At 45.9% G+C, this 17,101-nt stretch carries 14 protein-coding genes; 12 read left to right on the top strand and 2 right to left on the bottom strand.

Annotated features, from left to right (window positions below):
- Positions 1-2: 2 nt before the first annotated feature.
- Complete coding sequence (locus R7Q48_RS14530; RefSeq protein WP_005389522.1) at positions 3-821, bottom strand: substrate-binding domain-containing protein; 819 nt, start codon at positions 819-821, stop codon at positions 3-5.
- Positions 822-1,155: 334 nt separating this feature from the next.
- Between R7Q48_RS14530 and R7Q48_RS14525 the strand changes: the two genes are divergently transcribed.
- From R7Q48_RS14525 to R7Q48_RS14515, 3 genes are all read left to right on the top strand, one after another.
- Positions 1,156-2,607 carry a sigma-54-dependent transcriptional regulator gene (locus R7Q48_RS14525; protein WP_213969929.1) on the top strand — a complete coding sequence of 484 codons (1,452 nt, stop codon included), beginning with the start codon at positions 1,156-1,158 and terminating at the stop codon, positions 2,605-2,607.
- Positions 2,597-4,636 carry a cache domain-containing protein gene (locus R7Q48_RS14520; RefSeq protein WP_318132341.1) on the top strand — a complete coding sequence of 680 codons (2,040 nt, stop codon included), beginning with the start codon at positions 2,597-2,599 and terminating at the stop codon, positions 4,634-4,636. Before R7Q48_RS14525 ends, R7Q48_RS14520 begins: the two co-directional genes overlap by 11 nt.
- Before the next feature lie 216 nt (positions 4,637-4,852).
- Complete coding sequence (locus tag R7Q48_RS14515) at positions 4,853-6,445, top strand: ABC-F family ATPase (RefSeq protein ID WP_025766654.1); 1,593 nt, start codon at positions 4,853-4,855, stop codon at positions 6,443-6,445.
- A gap of 240 nt (positions 6,446-6,685) precedes the next feature.
- Here the strand turns inward: R7Q48_RS14515 and R7Q48_RS14510 are convergent, their stop codons facing one another.
- A complete protein-coding gene (locus R7Q48_RS14510) occupies positions 6,686-7,510 on the bottom strand; it encodes a formate dehydrogenase accessory sulfurtransferase FdhD (protein WP_005377552.1) in 825 nt (274 codons plus the stop codon).
- Between the two features lie 323 nt (positions 7,511-7,833).
- Between R7Q48_RS14510 and R7Q48_RS14505 the strand changes: the two genes are divergently transcribed.
- From R7Q48_RS14505 to R7Q48_RS14465, 9 genes are all read left to right on the top strand, one after another.
- The gene (locus tag R7Q48_RS14505) at positions 7,834-8,298 is read left to right on the top strand and encodes a DUF3305 domain-containing protein (protein WP_005377550.1); all 465 of its coding nucleotides are present in this window, start codon (positions 7,834-7,836) and stop codon (positions 8,296-8,298) included.
- The gene (locus tag R7Q48_RS14500) at positions 8,288-8,917 is read left to right on the top strand and encodes a DUF3306 domain-containing protein (protein ID WP_213907956.1); all 630 of its coding nucleotides are present in this window, start codon (positions 8,288-8,290) and stop codon (positions 8,915-8,917) included. Before R7Q48_RS14505 ends, R7Q48_RS14500 begins: the two co-directional genes overlap by 11 nt.
- A 308-nt stretch (positions 8,918-9,225) precedes the next feature.
- Complete coding sequence (locus tag R7Q48_RS14495; RefSeq protein ID WP_256903208.1) at positions 9,226-10,887, top strand: 4Fe-4S dicluster domain-containing protein; 1,662 nt, start codon at positions 9,226-9,228, stop codon at positions 10,885-10,887.
- A gap of 9 nt (positions 10,888-10,896) precedes the next feature.
- Positions 10,897-11,523, top strand: a complete 627-nt coding sequence (locus tag R7Q48_RS14490; RefSeq protein ID WP_017820684.1) for a molecular chaperone — start codon at positions 10,897-10,899, stop codon at positions 11,521-11,523.
- A gap of 73 nt (positions 11,524-11,596) precedes the next feature.
- Positions 11,597-11,797, top strand: coding sequence for a twin-arginine translocation signal domain-containing protein (locus R7Q48_RS14485; protein WP_005377542.1), 201 nt, complete (start codon positions 11,597-11,599; stop codon positions 11,795-11,797).
- A 10-nt stretch (positions 11,798-11,807) separates the two neighbouring features.
- Positions 11,808-14,663 carry a formate dehydrogenase subunit alpha gene (locus R7Q48_RS14480; protein ID WP_213907958.1) on the top strand — a complete coding sequence of 952 codons (2,856 nt, stop codon included), beginning with the start codon at positions 11,808-11,810 and terminating at the stop codon, positions 14,661-14,663.
- An 11-nt stretch (positions 14,664-14,674) separates the two neighbouring features.
- Positions 14,675-15,283: a formate dehydrogenase FDH3 subunit beta gene (gene fdh3B / locus R7Q48_RS14475; protein WP_005377536.1), complete on the top strand. Its 609-nt coding sequence runs from the start codon at positions 14,675-14,677 to the stop codon at positions 15,281-15,283.
- A 14-nt stretch (positions 15,284-15,297) separates the two neighbouring features.
- Positions 15,298-16,350 (top strand): formate dehydrogenase subunit gamma, encoded by a 1,053-nt coding sequence (locus R7Q48_RS14470; protein ID WP_005377534.1) that lies wholly within the window; start codon positions 15,298-15,300, stop codon positions 16,348-16,350.
- Positions 16,334-16,750, top strand: coding sequence for a membrane protein (locus tag R7Q48_RS14465; RefSeq protein ID WP_005377532.1), 417 nt, complete (start codon positions 16,334-16,336; stop codon positions 16,748-16,750). The genes R7Q48_RS14470 and R7Q48_RS14465 overlap by 17 nt, the downstream gene beginning before the upstream one ends.
- Positions 16,751-17,101 lie beyond the last annotated feature (351 nt).

The raw sequence follows: 17,101 nt of genomic DNA, 5'->3' as shown, positions 1-17,101 counted from the left end.
CGTTATTTGCTCTCAGCATTCGCAACAAACAGTTGTTTACCGTTTAGGCGGAAACCATTGATAAGTTCCTGTCCGCGAGGGTTTACCAACCAATCACTGAATGCCTTCGCACCTTGATAGTTGATCGTTGGGTAACGCTCAGGGTTAACAAGAATAACTTGGTACGGGTTAAACAGTTTTTCATCGCCTTGGAACAGAATTTCTAGATCCAATTTGTTTTGGTAAGCCAGCCATGTGCCGCGGTCCGTCATGGTGTAGCCTTGCATTTCAGACGCCATGTTTAGAGTTGGGCCCATACCTTGACCTACGCTACGGTAGCCACCAAAGTTCGGTTCGATTTTAGTTTGAGCCCAGAAGCCCATTTCTTTTTTGTGCGTACCAGAATCATCGCCGCGAGAGATGAACGTTGCGTTTTTGTTTGCGATCTCTTTGAATACATCTAACACGCCTTCGTCATTTTTGATTGTTGCTGGGTCAGCTTTCGGGCCTACAATCACAAAGTCGTTGTACATTAGCTTGCGAGGTAAAACGCCGTAGCCTTTCTCAACAAATGCGCCTTCAGCTTTTGGTGCATGTGTCATCACCAAATCTACGTCACCGTTTTCGCCCATTTTTAAGGCTTTACCCGTACCTGCAGCAATAACATCGACTTTGTAGCCCGTGTCTTTTTCAAATTGTGGAAGCAGGTAATCAAGTAAACCTGAATGGTAAGTACTGGTTGTGGTTGCAAGGCGAACATGTTCTCCGTCTTGAGCAGAAAACGCAGAGTAACTTACAAGCGTGATAGACGTTGCAGCCAGAGTTAGCGCAATTTTTTTCATTTTTATGTGTTCCTTTCCAATGATTCTTTGGAATCTCTCCAGGTTTTAGGGAGAAGCCTTTTTGGACGAGAGCGATTAGCGTAATACGCAAGTTGTCTTAGGGTGTTGGAATAAGCAAACATCAACATCCTGAGATCACTTAAATGCGCTCCGTATCCACCTTATAGCAAACAAGATGCCAACCTTTTACAAGCTTAAAGTGCTTGGTTTATGCACTAAATCATGGGGTTATTTGCATAAAAGTTTGCGTTGGTACAAAATGTCGCACTTTTTGTAGGGTATCTCTGTTTAAACTTGGTACACTCTGTCCCATCGAAATCCATCTGGGGTAAATATGTCTACTCAATCCCATCTTAGTACAAACCAACAATATAGCGCCTTTTCCGTACTGGTCGTCGATGATGAATTAGGCATGCAAGCCATCTTGAAAAAGGCATTGGGTAAGCTTTTTTCACATGTCGATACAGCTGGTAGCATCGAAGAAGCAGAACAACTGCGTAATTCTCGACATTATGATCTGATCTTACTGGATATTAATCTGCCAGGGCGTTCTGGAATTGAGTGGGAAGAAGCGTTTGAAGATGATGACAAACGTGCCGATGTGATTTTTATGACGGGTTATGCGGATTTAGAAATTGCCATTCGAGCGCTACAGCTCGGTGCTTCCGACTTTATCCTCAAACCATTCAACCTTGAGCAGATGTTAAAAGCGGTCAGCCGCTGTATGGATCGCCGTTTGAACGAGCGCATGCAGTACGCCATGAAGCGTGATTATCAGCGTCACAATACTTCCGAGATCATTGGTGGTTCAGAAAAAACGCGTCAGCTCAAACAACTTATCACACAGTTTGCTCCATCACGTGCCTCAGTATTGGTTGAAGGCGAATCAGGCACGGGCAAAGAGTTGGTCGCGCGAGGCATTCATCAAGCAAGTGGGCGAACGGGCCCATTTGTGCCTATCAACTGTGGGGCGATTGCGCCAGAGTTACTCGAAAGTGAGTTATTTGGTCACACATCAGGTGCGTTTACTGGAGCGAAAAAGTCACGCGAAGGTTTGTTCCGCGTAGCGAATGGTGGCACTTTATTCCTTGATGAAATTGGAGAAATGCCGCTTTCCATGCAGGCATCATTATTGCGTGTGTTAGAGCAGCGTACAATTCGTCCTGTCGGTTCAGAAAGAGAGATCAGCATTGATGTCCGTATCGTGGCGGCAACTAACCGTAATCTGCAAGAAGAGGTCAACCAAGGCAATTTCCGCAGTGACCTGTATTACCGTTTAAACGTTCTGAAAATTGAAGTGTGTCCGCTGCGAGAGCGCAAAACCGACTTATTTGAGTTAGTGCCATTTTTCAGCAACATGCTGACGCGCGAGCTCGGTATGCCTGCGCCAAAATGGGCGCACGAAGACATGGAAGCCATGAGTGAGTACGATTGGCCGGGCAACATTCGTGAGCTGAAGAACCTCATCGAGCGCTGCATTTTGCTTGGTAAGCCACCAGCGCATTACTGGCGAGAGCTGAACGGTGGTCATTCTCTGCCTAATGTATCGATTACCGTTTCTCACTCCGCCGAGTTACCAACTTTTAGAGAAGGCAAAGAATTTACTGGCGAAGGCTACCCAAACAATTGGACTTTAAAAGAAGTCGAGAAAGCGCATATCAAACAAGTTGTTAATTTGCATGAGGGCAATAAATCGGCAGCGGCGCGCGACTTAGGCGTTGCCCGCAAGACGTTAGAACGCAAGTACAAAGAATGGGATTCTGAGGATGAGGGATATGCCGACTAACTGGCAGCAGCACAAAGGATTGTCGAAATGGACGCACCGTTTTAAAACCATGGTGCGTTATCGCTTATTGATTTTAACCTCTGCACCGATCTTCCTTACGTTGATAGCGCTGATCGGTATTACGATTTATTGGTCTATCCATTACACGTGGCAAAATGCGCTGCTGGATGTGTCAGAGCGTTTGGGTGTGGCAAATAACAGCGTGACGTTGTTACAGCAAAAGCAAGCCAATTACGTGCGGGCGTTTGCCGATTCGTACGATTTCCGTATTCGCATTAATCAAGGAACGCCACAAGGTGACCTGCAAAAGTGGGTCACAGAGCAGAAGAAAAGATATGCTTTAGATTTTCTCTCTTTCCAACGCGTTAATTCCATGGAAAACAAATTCCGCTTTATGGATCTCACCAAGCGCGAATCGTTTTTTGATGTACTTAATAAAGAAGAACTCGAACGCCTCGATCCTGAACTCGCCAAACGAGCAGAAGTGCCTATTCTTGCTGATGGTGACAGGGAGGTGCGTGGGTTAGTCAGTCGGACCGTGATTCCGGTATACAGCCAAGCGAACGATTTGATCGGCTTTCTTGATGGTGGTTTGCTCCTTAACAACAGCACAGTGCTGGTGGATCAAATCCGCGATCTCATTTACTTAAGTGATAACGACCGCCTTCGCCCTGTGGGTACGTTGACGGTATTTCTCGATGATTTGCGTGTGAGCACCAACGTTCCTCTAGACAGCGATCATAGACTAGGGCGCGCTATAGGCACTCGCGTGAGCGCCGAAGTGTATAACCAAGTACTTTCTAAGGGTGAACAGTGGGTTGATCGCGCTTATGTGTATGACGCTTGGTATATTACGGCGTATCAACCGATCAAAGACCAATACGACAATGTTATTGGTATGCTTTATACCGGTTACCTCATGTGGCCATTCGTTAAAGCCTACATGACGAACATTGCCGAAATCAGCTTGATTACGGTTATGTTATTGCTGGTTTCCGGCGTGATGGTATATCGCGGTTCTTATGATCTGTTTCGACCGATCGAACGCATTCATAAAGTGGTGAAGCAGGTCCAACAAGGTAAAGAAAAACGGATTGGCCCGTTAGGATTAGATGCCGATCATGAACTTGCGCAGTTAGCCAGACAGTTTGATGATATGTTAGACGCGCTAGAAGAGCGCAAAATTGAACTGAAAAACTCCGCAGCTCAACTTGAATGCAAAGTTCAAGAGCGTACGGCAAGCCTGAGAGAAAAAACCCAAGATCTTGAACTGCATATTCAATTGCTCAACCAAACCCGCGACAAACTCGTTGTTCATGAAAAACTGGCAGCACTGGGAGAACTCACCGCGGGGATTGCTCACGAAATTAATAACCCAACCGCCGTGATTCTTGGCAACGTAGAATTGATCCATTTTGAATTGGGTGACGATGCAAGTCGAGTACAAGAAGAAATTGATGCGATTCACGCGCAAATTGATCGTATCCGCAATATCACACGCAGTTTATTGCAATACAGTCGCCAAGGCGGTGTTCAAGATGAAATCACTTGGCAACATGTCAATCCTATCATTGATGAAAGCATCACCTTGGTTAAAACTGGCACCAAGAAACGCGACGTTGAGTTTGTGACTGACCTACAAGCGCACACGTCCGTTGAGATAAACCGTCACCACTTGCTACAAATCTTAGTTAATTTGCAAATGAACGCCATTCACGCAATGAGCGGTAAAGGAACTTTAACAGTAGTCAGTGAAGACTGGATTGAAGAGGGCGAAGTGAAAGGAGCCGCGATTCATGTTATCGATGAGGGCTGTGGTATTAAACCAGAAAACTTGAGTCGAATCTTCTCGCCATTTTACACAACGAAACGAGAAGGCACAGGGTTAGGGCTATCGGTCTCCCAAAGTATTCTCAGCCAAACGGGTGGTGAGTTAAAAGCAGAGTCTGAATGGGGAACAGGCAGTAAATTCAGTATTTATTTACCTAAAAAAGCCGAACTGATCCTAGAGGTGACGAACATCGCTTAGTCACTTTTTTGAAGCATTAATGGAAAAAGAGCCACTGACGATAGTGGCTCTTTTTTGTATTTAATGACGCATTTATGTTTACGCTTTTGCTTCTTAGAAACCTTACAATGATTTCACTTGGAGTGAATTAATAAAAACAACACTTGCAGTATGTAGCATGAACAAGTACCGTTGCCCGGTTTTTCTAAATACACCCCAATTGCTAAGGTAAAGGTTTTGATCTCCACAGCGAATATTACTCAACAATTCGGCGCTAAGCCGCTATTCGAAAACATTTCAGTTAAGTTCGGCGAAGGCAATCGCTACGGCTTAATTGGAGCTAACGGTTGTGGTAAATCAACCTTTATGAAGATCCTCAGCGGCGAGCTTGAGCAAACCAGTGGTAACGTAAGCTACGATCCAAACGAGCGCGTTGCAAAACTGAACCAGGACCAGTTCGCTTACGAAGAATTTACGGTAATCGATACCGTCATCATGGGTCATAAAGAACTATGGGAAGTGAAGAAAGAGCGTGACCGCATCTACTCACTTGCTGAAATGAGCGAAGAAGACGGCATGAAAGTGGCTGACTTAGAAGTTCAGTTTGCTGAAATGGACGGCTACATGGCAGAAGCCAAAGCGGGCGAGCTTCTTCTTGCTGTAGGTATCCCAATGGAGCAACACTTCGGTCTAATGAGTGAAGTAGCACCAGGTTGGAAACTTCGTGTGCTTCTAGCGCAGGTTCTATTCGCAGACCCAGATGTGATGCTTCTTGACGAACCTACCAACAACTTGGACATGGACACAATCCGTTGGTTGGAAGACACGCTAAACGCGCGTAACTGCACAATGATCATCATTTCGCACGACCGTCACTTCCTAAACTCAGTATGTACACACATGGCTGACTTGGACTACGGTGAACTACGTGTTTACCCAGGTAACTACGACGAGTACATGACGGCGGCTTCTCAAGCTCGCGAACGTCTACTAAACGACAACGCTAAGAAGAAAGCACAAATCGCTGAGCTACAAACTTTCGTTGCGCGTTTCTCTGCAAACGCATCGAAAGCAAAACAAGCGACATCTCGTGCGAAGCAAATCGACAAGATCAAATTGGACGAAGTGAAAGCGTCTAGCCGTCAAAACCCATTCATTCGTTTTGAACAGTCTAAAGAGCTGTTCCGTAACGCTCTGATTGTAGAAAACCTGAGCCAAGGTTTTGAAGAGGACTTGTTCTCAGACTTCAATGCAATTTTTGAAGTGGGAGAGCGCGTTGCGATCATCGGTGAAAATGGTGTGGGTAAAACAACACTTCTAAACACGCTTGCTGGTGTACTTGAACCGCGTGCTGGTGAGTTCAAATGGTCTGAAAATGCAAACATCGGTTACTACGCGCAAGACCACGCGCATGACTTTGCAGAAGATATGAATCTAACGGATTGGATGGGTCAATGGCGTCAAGAAGGTGATGACGAGCAAGTCGTTCGTGGTTTCCTTGGTCGTATGCTGTTTGGTCAAGATGACATTAAGAAGTCAGTAAAAGTACTGTCTGGTGGTGAGCAAGGTCGTATGCTGCTTGGTAAGCTAATGATGCACAAGCCAAACATGCTGCTAATGGACGAACCAACCAACCACATGGACATGGAATCAATTGAATCTTTGAACACCGCGCTTGAGCAATACAAAGGCACGTTGTTCTTCGTCTCTCACGACCGTGTATTCGTAGACTCGTTAGCAACGCGTATTATCGAAATCCGCGATGGTAAAATCACAGACTTTAAAGGCACTTACTCTGAGTTCCTAAAATCTCGTGGCGTTGACGCGTAATTACTCGCAAAGCGTTTAAAAAGCAAAAGCCTCGCTATTTAGCGAGGCTTTTTTGATATTTGGCCTTAATCCTTAAACTGACCGGTTATATACGCATAGAGCCCGACCACGCCAAAGGTAATAATCATAGAAAGCATGATACCGCTGGGCGTAAGCAGAAAATTCCACAATTGGTCATTATTCATAGTCCACATCCTCTGTGAATCCGCATTATTGGTTTTAGTTTACACTGAAAAGGTGTTATTGGTTGCCTTTTACATCAAATTCAACCTTGTCGGCTCCTGTAAACACTTGGAAGCGCAAACCTTTCGCACGCGCAATGGTCGTAATACCAAATTGCTTCGCTAGATCTAACCCCATTTGAGTAACGCCAGAGCGAGAAAGCAGAACAGGAATGCCCATTTGAGCCACTTTAATCACCATCTCTGATGTAAGGCGACCAGTTGTGTAGAAAATTTTATCTTCACCTGTTTCTTCTTTGAGCCACATCTCACCTGCAAGTGTATCCACTGCGTTGTGACGGCCGACATCTTCCACAAATGACAACACTTCATTACCTTTGCAAACCGCACAGCCGTGTACTGCGCCCGCTTTTTTGTAGGTGTCGTTGTAATGAGTTAACGCTTCCAGCGCAGAATAAATTTCTGACTGCTTAAGAGAAACTTGAGGCACTTGATAATTTTCAAGCTGCTTCATCACGTTGCCATACATGGTGCCTTGGCCACAACCTGAGGTGACGGTTTTCTTTTTCAGGGCGCCTTCTAAGTGTTCAGTGTTTTCTTTAGTAATCACCGCTGCGGAATGCGTTTCCCAGTCAATAATAACGGATTCAATCGCGGCTGGATCGGACAGGAAGCTTTGGTTTTTTAAATAACCCAGTACTAGTGCTTCTGGACGCGAACCTAGCGTCATGAGCGTGACCACTTCTTTCCAGTTCAGCATGACCGTAAGAGGACGCTCGCAAGCGATTTGCTTCGTGAGCTTTTCGCCGTACTCGTCGTACACATCGACTTCAATGGTTTGCAGGGGATTTTCACTGGTTTTAATAATATTTGGTTTCAGCACAGTCGTGTCCTAGTGATTAAGAGCGTTAGGTTGCTACGCATTTTAGCTTGTTAAGTGGCTAGCAAATCTCATTCCAAAATAGCGGTTCCCACAGAAATTGCGAGGTTTTATGTCAACAATGCATTAAAACTGCGAGTTCGCAGTAATGACACATCAATACATTTGAGTTTCGTCTAGTTTGGTACTTATAGCCTGAGGGAGTATATAGACTAAGTTATATCAGCTTGGCGCGTTTATTGCTTCGAAGACAATAAAAATGGTCGAAAACGGGGGCAAAATCTCCTGTGTGTTTTCAGACCAAAAATAGAAAGACTGGGTGAGTTATGTCGGATAAGAAAGATTTCGAAAAAAATTACGAAAAGACTGAGGATACATGGCCAATCGGCGTAGAGCTTGTTGAGCATGAGATCAGTACAGGGATTTGGGTGACAACCCAATGGCAGTTGACAGGATTTGCGCTGAATCCGACGGAAGAGACTCCAGATGTTTGTCCGTTGCAATTACATAAAGATGAACGTACAGACTACCGCTTTAACTTAAGCTCTCAGCAACCTAAACTCTTTTTAGTGATGGATAACGTCGAGTCTGGTGAAAAACCAGCGATACAGTTACTGACGGCTTCACAATCTGTTGCGGCGCAATATATGGATGGTGATAACCTTGTACTATCTAACGATATGCCGTTAGCCGTTCAGGCTTGGATGGAAGCCTTTATTGGTCGTCACGGTGAGTTGTTAGAAGTAAGACGCAAGAAACGCAAAGGAGCAGGCAGAGCAAATGGCAACTAGTTTTTTAAGCCGTTGGTCGAAACGTAAACTAGAAGAATCTTCCCAACATGCTGAAGAGATCACGCCGATAGCAGAGACGGAGCAATCCGAAGATAGTGTCACAGCGCTTTCAAACGCTGACGAAAGCTTAGATGCTTTGAACGTCAATGAGGATAGTCAGGCTCCAGACATTACCGCGAGTGTAGAGACTGAAAAAACCGAAGAAATGTCTGTGGCGCAACTGCTGGTTTCTGAAGCTTCAGAAAGTGTTAAGAAAGCCGCGCTGCGCAAAATGTTCTTGTCCGAAGAATTTAACGTGCGTGACGGCCTAGACGATTACGATGATGATTACAGTAACTTAAAGTCACTTTCTCAAGACGTCGCTGAGACGCTGCGTGATTGGGTTAAAGACAAAGTGGAAGACGAACCAGACGCTGAAACTGCGCAAGGGTCTGAGCTTAGCGCTAACGATATCGCACCAGAGGTAGTTGAAGACGCAGAGTCAAACACCGACAAAAGTGGCCAAATTACTCAAGATGAAAATGAACTGTATATAAATACAGTTCCTGGCGAAAGTGATACTTTTGCTGAAGAATCACAGCCTAACGAGGTGAGACAAAATATACCACACAAAGAATAGGTACATTTTGACTAAACACTCAATGAGCCGGCTGAGACAAAATGTCTCAACCGGTTTTTTTATCCCTACTATTTGTCAGTAAAGTTGATAACCTATTGATTTTAAGTTGATATTTTATTGGCATGACACTTGCTATCTGTTGCTCAATACCAATCTGGTTGAAGTTAGTACGGACGCACTGCGTAGTATTCATCGCCTGTAGACGGCGGAATAAGAATGCTCATTGATAAGTTAATCAGCAGAATCTCCGGCGCTAACTACACTAAGAGATGGAAAAGACTATCCATGTTCATAAATGGAATTGAGCAATGCTGAAACAATTATTAGAACAAGCAACTTCCAATAACGGTAAAGCGAGGCTGTACGCTTTCGAGAATACCGTAGAGTTGACCAATCTTATTCCACCAACCGTAAGCTATGAAAGCGGCGGTAACACCTTGATTGTGGGCCCAACGGCAATCATCGAAAGTGCGGCAGTACAATTGTCGCAAATGAACAGCCTAACGCTGCTTTCTACCGATGGCGAAAAGGGCACAAATCCCGAGCTTTATTACGCCAATTCGGTTCAGGTTTCAGGGTTCTTAGGTACGTTTGAAGTTCTGATTGAAAATCATGGTTCGACCAACAATCTTGCCAAGGTCGCGATCAATAGCGATTGTTTCGATATCGTACTCGATCTTTGCCTTAACAGCTGCATGTCGGAAGAAGTCCCAGTACCGGGCTACTACCCAGTAGGTCGTGGCTATCCGAAACTGGCTGAAGCGTTGGAAGAGATTCCAACCTTAATGGGGACGTTCGATAAACCGAAATTCTTCCGTTTAGATACCGATTTATGTGCACACAGCTCTCGTGGCGTAAAAGGTTGCGAACGGTGTGTGGATGCTTGTCCGGCAGGGGCACTATCGAGTGAAGGCAGCGACAAAACGGGCCATCGCATCGAGATCAACCCATACCTATGTCAAGGCGTGGGTACTTGTGCTACAGCGTGTCCGACAGAAGCGATTCATTACGCACTGCCAAACCCTGAAGATACGCAAAAGTTTATTGAACGTACGCTCGCCAACTATGAGCAAGCGGGTGGTTTAGATCCTATCGTATTGATTTGCAGTTCTCGCCACGAGAGCTACAACGTGATGGCACTAAAAGCACTGCCAGATAATGTGATTCCAATTGTGGTGGAAGAACTGCCTTCGGTTGGTATTGATACTTGGTTCGCCGCGCTTGTGAATGGTGCTACTCAGGTGCTGTTTGCGGCTTCACGTTTTATGCCTCAAACCATTATTCGTATGCTTAATAGCGAAGTAGGTATTGCTCAAGAGCTGCTCGGTCAGCTTGGTATCGCCAAAGAAACCATCGACATTCTGTATCTAGAGTCACTACGTGAAGGTGCTCCGACACTTTGTACCGAGTCTTTTGATTTGGCATTAGGAGACTTGCAAGGCAACAAACGTCAGCGTCTATTTACGGCGTTGGATGCGTTGTCCGCATCACGTATTCCAGTCGAGAACATTGTTGAGCTGCCAGCGAATGCACCTTACGGCACAGTCTCTTGTGAAAGTAAAGATTGTACGTTGTGCATGAGCTGTGTGGCTGTGTGTCCAACACGTGCATTGCATACGGACGGTCGATCTCCGTCGCTTAAATTCGTCGAGCAAGACTGCATTCAATGTGGGCTGTGCGAGAAGGCGTGTCCAGAGAAAGTGCTGACGCTTACTCCTCGTATGAACTGGGTGAAAGAAGAACGCCAGAAAGCGGTTGTGATTCATGAAGAAAAGGCAGCCGAGTGCATTCGTTGTCACAAGCCTTTTGCTCCGCAATCGATGATCGACATGCTACAAAACAAGTTACGCGGTCACTCTCACTTCTCTGATGAAGCGGCGATCAATCGTATCGCGATGTGTGAAGACTGCCGTGTGATCGACATGTTTGAGTCGATGGCAGAAGACCCAATGAAACAACTGAAATACTAGGAGCTCGCAGTGGACACACAACAAGAACAAACACTGAGAACAGACATTTATCTCGTTCTATCTGCACTTTTTCGTAGTGCGCCTAGTGATGAAATGCTGGCGTTCCTGAAATCGCTAGAAATTGAACCGTCTGAGAGCGCGATGCAAAAAGCTTGGCTCGCACTGCAACAAGCCGCGAACGAAGCGCAGCGAGAAGCGTTAGAAGAAGAATATCAAGATCTGTTTATTGGCATTGGACGTGGTGAAGTTGTGCCATTCGGATCTTGGCATCGCACTGGCTCGATGATGGAAAAACCGTTAGCGGAAATTCGTCGCGATTTGGATCTTTTAGGCATCGAACGAGAAGAGAACGTGAAAGAGCCTGAAGACCATATTTCTGCACTGTGCGAAGTGATGGCAATGCTGACAGGTGAAGAGGAAGAACTTCAACAAGCGGTGTTTAACAAACACATCGCCCCTTGGTTCCAATCTTTTACGCGCCAACTAGAGAGCGCAGAAAGCGTGAACTTCTACAAGCCAGCTGCACAGCTTTGCGATGCGTTTTTAACGTTAGAGCAAGTGCGCTTTAGCGTGAACACCAAAAGCAGTAAGAACAAATTAAAAATTGATGTGAAAAACGTCACTGATTACGAGTAATCGAGCAGTACTTGGTCATATCGATAGAGAGGCATGAGTCTCCAAAGATCTACCGTAAGGTAAGGAAGCAATGATGAAAGATAATAAAGAAATAAACACAAGCCGTAGGGATCTCCTAAAAGGCTTCACAACCGCTGCCGTTGCCGGTGCTGTTGTTGCGGGAACCACGAAAGTGGCCGTTGCTTCAGAAACGGTTGAGCCTTCTGAAAATGACGTGAAGAAGAAAGGGTATCGTGAAACTCAACACATTCGCGATTACTACGACACACTTTAGGAGATAACGGATGAAACTTGTCAAACGCTCCGACAGTGTGAGCAAAGAAACGAATCAGCTTGGCGTATCTCGTCGTGCATTCATGAAAAACACTTCGCTTGCCGCTGGTGGCGCAGTGGTTGGTGCTAGTCTATTCGCACCGGGAATGATGAAAAAAGCGCAAGCAAAATCAGTCGATCCAGAAGCGAAAACAGAAATAAAACGTACTATCTGTTCTCACTGCTCAGTGGGTTGTGGTATTTACGCAGAAGTTCAAAATGGTGTTTGGACGGGTCAAGAGCCTGCATTCGACCACCCATTTAACGCCGGTGGTCACTGTGCAAAAGGCGCAGCACTGCGTGAACATGGTCACGGTGAGCGTCGTCTAAAATACCCAATGAAGCTTGAAAACGGGAAGTGGAAAAAGCTTTCTTGGGATCAAGCGATCGAAGAAATCGGTAACAAGGTGATGGACATCCGTAAAGAGTCCGGCCCTGATTCGGTTTACTTCTTGGGAAGCGCAAAGCACAGCAACGAACAAGCGTACTTGTTCCGCAAAATGGCATCACTTTGGGGTACGAACAACGTTGACCACCAAGCGCGTATTTGTCACTCAACAACCGTGGCGGGTGTAGCGAACACTTGGGGTTACGGTGCGATGACCAACTCTTTCAATGACATGCACAACTGTAAGTCGATGCTATTCATTGGTTCAAACCCAGCTGAAGCACACCCAGTAGCGATGCAGCACATTCTGATCGCAAAAGAGAAGAACAACTGTAAGATCGTCGTAGCGGATCCTCGCCGTACGCGTACTGCTGCGAAATCAGATCACTACGTTTCTCTTCGTCCAGGTTCTGACGTAGCATTCATTTGGGGTGTGCTGTGGCACATCTTCGAAAACCAATGGGAAGATAAAGAGTTCATCCGTCAACGTGTATTCGGTATGGATGAGATCCGTGCTGAAGTGGCGAAATGGAAGCCAGCAGAAGTTGAGCGCGTAACAGGCGTAAGTGAAGAAGACGTTTACCAAACAGCAAAACTGCTTTCTGAAAATCGCCCAGGCTGTATTGTTTGGTGTATGGGTGGTACTCAGCATACTACTGGTAACAACAACACACGTGCTTACTGTGTGCTTGAGCTAGCGCTTGGTAACATTGGTAAATCAGGCGGCGGCGCAAACATCTTCCGTGGTCACGATAACGTACAAGGCGCAACCGACCTTGGCGTACTTTCTGACACGCTACCGGGCTACTACGGCCTTTCTGAAGGCGCTTGGCGTCATTGGTCAAAAGTGTGGGAAATCGATTACGAATGGATCAAAGGTCGTTTCGATGACAACGCTTATAGCGGTCAGAAACCAATGCACAGTGCAGGTATTCCTGTATCTCGTTGGGTTGATGGTGTACTGGAAAACAAAGACAACATTCGTCAACGCGAAAACATCCGTGCAATGTTCTACTGGGGACACGCAGTTAACTCTCAAACACGTGGTGTTGAGATGAAAAAAGCGATGCAGAAGTTGGACATGATGGTGATTGTGGACCCTTACCCAACGGTTGCTGCGGTAATGAACGACCGTACCGACGGCGTTTACCTGCTTCCTGCAACAACACAGTTTGAAACACACGGCAGCGTTACCGCATCTAACCGCTCTCTACAATGGCGTGATCAGGTGATTGAACCTTTGTTTGAATCAAAACCAGACCACGAAATCATGTACCTGCTTTCGAAGAAACTGGGCTATTCAGATCTTCTGTTCAAAAACATCCGTGTTGAAAACAACCAGCCGGTGATTGAAGACCTGACGCGTGAATTCAACAAAGGCATGTGGACGATTGGTTACACAGGCCAAAGCCCAGAGCGTTTGAAAGCGCACCAACAAAACTGGCATACGTTCCACAAAACCACATTGGAAGCGGAAGGTGGCCCTGTCAACGGTGAAACCTATGGTCTACCTTGGCCATGCTGGGGCACACCAGAAATGAAACACCCAGGTACACACATTCTGTACGATACGTCTAAGACGGTTGCAGAAGGTGGCGGTAACTTCCGTACGCGCTTTGGTGTGGAATTTGAAGGCAAGAGCCTTCTTGCAGAAGACAGTTATTCGAAAGGCTGTGAAATCAAAGACGGTTACCCAGAGTTCACTGACAAGTTGTTGAAACAACTTGGTTGGTGGGACGACCTAACTGCTGAAGAGAAAGTGGCAGCAGAGGGTAAAAACTGGAAGACTGACCTTTCTGGCGGTATTCAGCGTGTCGCGATCAAGCACGGTTGTATTCCATTTGGTAACGCGAAAGCGCGTGCGATTGTTTGGACGTTCCCAGACCGTGTGCCACTGCATCGTGAACCACTTTACACACCACGTCGTGACCTTGTAACGGACTACCCAACTTGGGAAGACAAAGATGCAATCTTCCGTGTTCCTACGTTGTATAAATCCATTCAAGAGCAAGACAAATCGGGCGAGTACCCAATCGTTCTGACTTCTGGCCGTCTGGTTGAATACGAAGGTGGTGGTGAAGAGACGCGTTCAAACCCTTGGCTTGCCGAGCTTCAACAAGAAATGTTTGTTGAAGTGAACCCGAAAGACGCGAACGATCTTGGCTTTAGAGATGGTGATGATGTTTGGGTTGAAGGTGCAGAGAAAGGACGAATCAAGGTGAAAGCGATGGTAACACGTCGTGTGAAACCTGGTTTGGCGTTCATTCCGTTTCACTTTGGCGGTAAGTTCGAAGGTGAAGACCTACGTCCTAAATACCCAGAAGGTACACAGCCTTACGTTGTTGGCGAATCGGCTAACACGGCAACCACTTACGGTTACGACCCGGTTACCTTGATGCAGGAAACCAAAGTAACCCTATGTAACATTCGTAAAGCGTAAGGAGTCTGACAATGGCACGAATGAAATTTCTATGTGACACCAAACGCTGTATCGAGTGTAACGGCTGTGTTACTGCATGTAAGAACGAAAACGACGATGCGCTTGAATGGGGCATTCAACGTCGCCGCGTGGTAACACTAAACGACGGTGAAGCTGGTGAAAACTCTATCTCTGTTGCTTGTATGCACTGTACCGATGCACCTTGTATGGCAGTTTGTCCAGCAGACTGTTTCGAACATACCGAAGACGGCATCGTTCTTCACAATAAAGATCTGTGTATCGGTTGTGGTTACTGTTTGTTTGCTTGTCCGTTTGGCGCACCTCAATTTCCTAAACAAGAAGCGTTTGGTGAACGTGGCAAAATGGATAAATGTACTTTCTGCGCGGGCGGCCCAGAAACAGAGCCTGGCTCTGAGGAAGAACGTCAAAAATACGGTGCGAACCGTATCGCAGAAGGCAAGTTACCGATGTGTGCATCGCTTTGTTCAACTAAAGCGCTGCTTGCGGGTGACGCAGAGAAAGTCTCTGACATTTTCCGTCAACGTGTGGTAGAACGCGGCGCGAAAAACGCAGGTTGGACAGACGGAAACGATCTTTCTTACGATGCGACGAAAAGCTAAGTAAGGAGAGGCACATGTTAAACACGCTTAAACGTGCATCTTTAGCAATGCTGTCAATGATGACAGCATTGCTGCTGACTTTCGCAATGCCTGCTTCAGCAGAGGAACAATCTTCTAAAGTTATTCAACAGGAGATCACGCAACTCGCCGGGGCAGACTATTGGCGCGAAGTCAGAGAGGGGCAAGAAGGCTACACCACGTCTCAATCGCCAGAACATGGCGTATTGATCAGTAAACCTGGTGAGACTTGGTACATTCTAAAAGAGAAATGGATGTCTCCAGCGGGTGCTGTCGCGATTTTCGGCAGTATTGCAATGGTAATCATGGCTTACGTATTCGTTGGTCCTTTGATGCTTAGCAAGCCGCGTACTGGTAAAAAAATGAAGCGTTGGTCTCGTTTAGACCGCGCGCTTCACTGGAGTATGGCGTTTACATTCTTAACGCTGGCATTCAGTGGTTTGATGCTGGTTTACGGTAAGCACTTCTTAAAACCGTACGTTCCTACTGAGTTCTGGGGCTTTATCGTCATGTTGGCGAAGCAGTACCACAATTACATGGGACCATTGTTCTTCATTTTACTGATGCTCGTGCTCTTTAAATGGTGGCGCAAGTCGATTCCAAACATGACAGATGTTCGTTGGTTTATGAAAATGGGCGGCATGGTTGGTAAACACAAAGGCACACATCCGTCAGCTGGTTTCTCAAACGGTGGTGAGAAGGCAATCTATTGGTTGTTAATCTTCTTTGGTGCTATCGCGGCAGTGAGTGGCTTAGTTCTGGACTTTCCTATCTTTGGCCAAACTCGCCGTGACATGGAGCTTTCTAACTTAGTTCATGCGATTTCGGCGCTGATTCTAATCTGTGGCTTTATCTTCCACATCTATATTGGTCTATTCGGTATGGAAGGTGCGCTAGAAGGCATGGTGACAGGTGAAGTTGATGAAACATGGGCGAAAGAGCATCACGATCTTTGGTATGAAGAAGTGAAATCCAAAGAAGCAATGGGCGAAACAGATACGGCACAAACGGAAGTAAAAGGAGCGAAAGCGAATGAACAAACCTCATAATGGGATTTGGGTTGCGTACATCCTGAGCTGTCTGACCCCGTTTACGTTTCTGATCTCAGGCGTTATCGCAATTATCTATGCGGGTTACCGATTAGATAAGGGAGAAGACAGCGACGTAGTGATTTCTCATTACTACGGTTTAATTCGCACCTTCTTTCTCTACCTGACGTTTTTTGTTGTGCTGATTGTCACCGTAGCGACTTCTAACGGTGTACTCGTTGGCGTGAGTGATTATTGGTTGCATAGTACTTTGCTTGAAACCATCGCTTACTTTATTCCTTGGGTAGGGATGGTGTTTGCTGCATTAGCCATCTTGGTGTGGTTTATGAGAATGTTTCAAGGGATGCAGCAACTGCTCAATAACCAACCACACAGACCATCGACAGGTCCAAACCTTTAATCAGTATTCTTTAAGCAAAACCGCCGTAATAGGCGGTTTTTTTGTTGCTGTTTTGTCTCAAATATGAAGCGTTGAGTCGCAGTGGTGATACTTGATGCAACTTATTGAGTGAATTTACGTAACTGGGCAGAAAATCATAGTTAAGTAAGAAACATGTAAAAAAATCGCGTCACGATGAGACATTAGTCTCACTCACGCTATTGTTCATTTACTCAGGATTCATCGTCCCGTTAAAGTACGCTGCGCTCAGAAATTCAAAGAGTTGCATACGTGAAAATTGCCATCAATACATTCAGTCTACGCATACAGAGGAATCTCTATCGGAGGATGTTTGATTAAGGCATCTTGCTC

The sequence above is a fragment of the Vibrio sp. 378 genome, from assembly GCF_033339435.1.
This window is presented reverse-complemented; position numbering and strand designations above follow the sequence as displayed.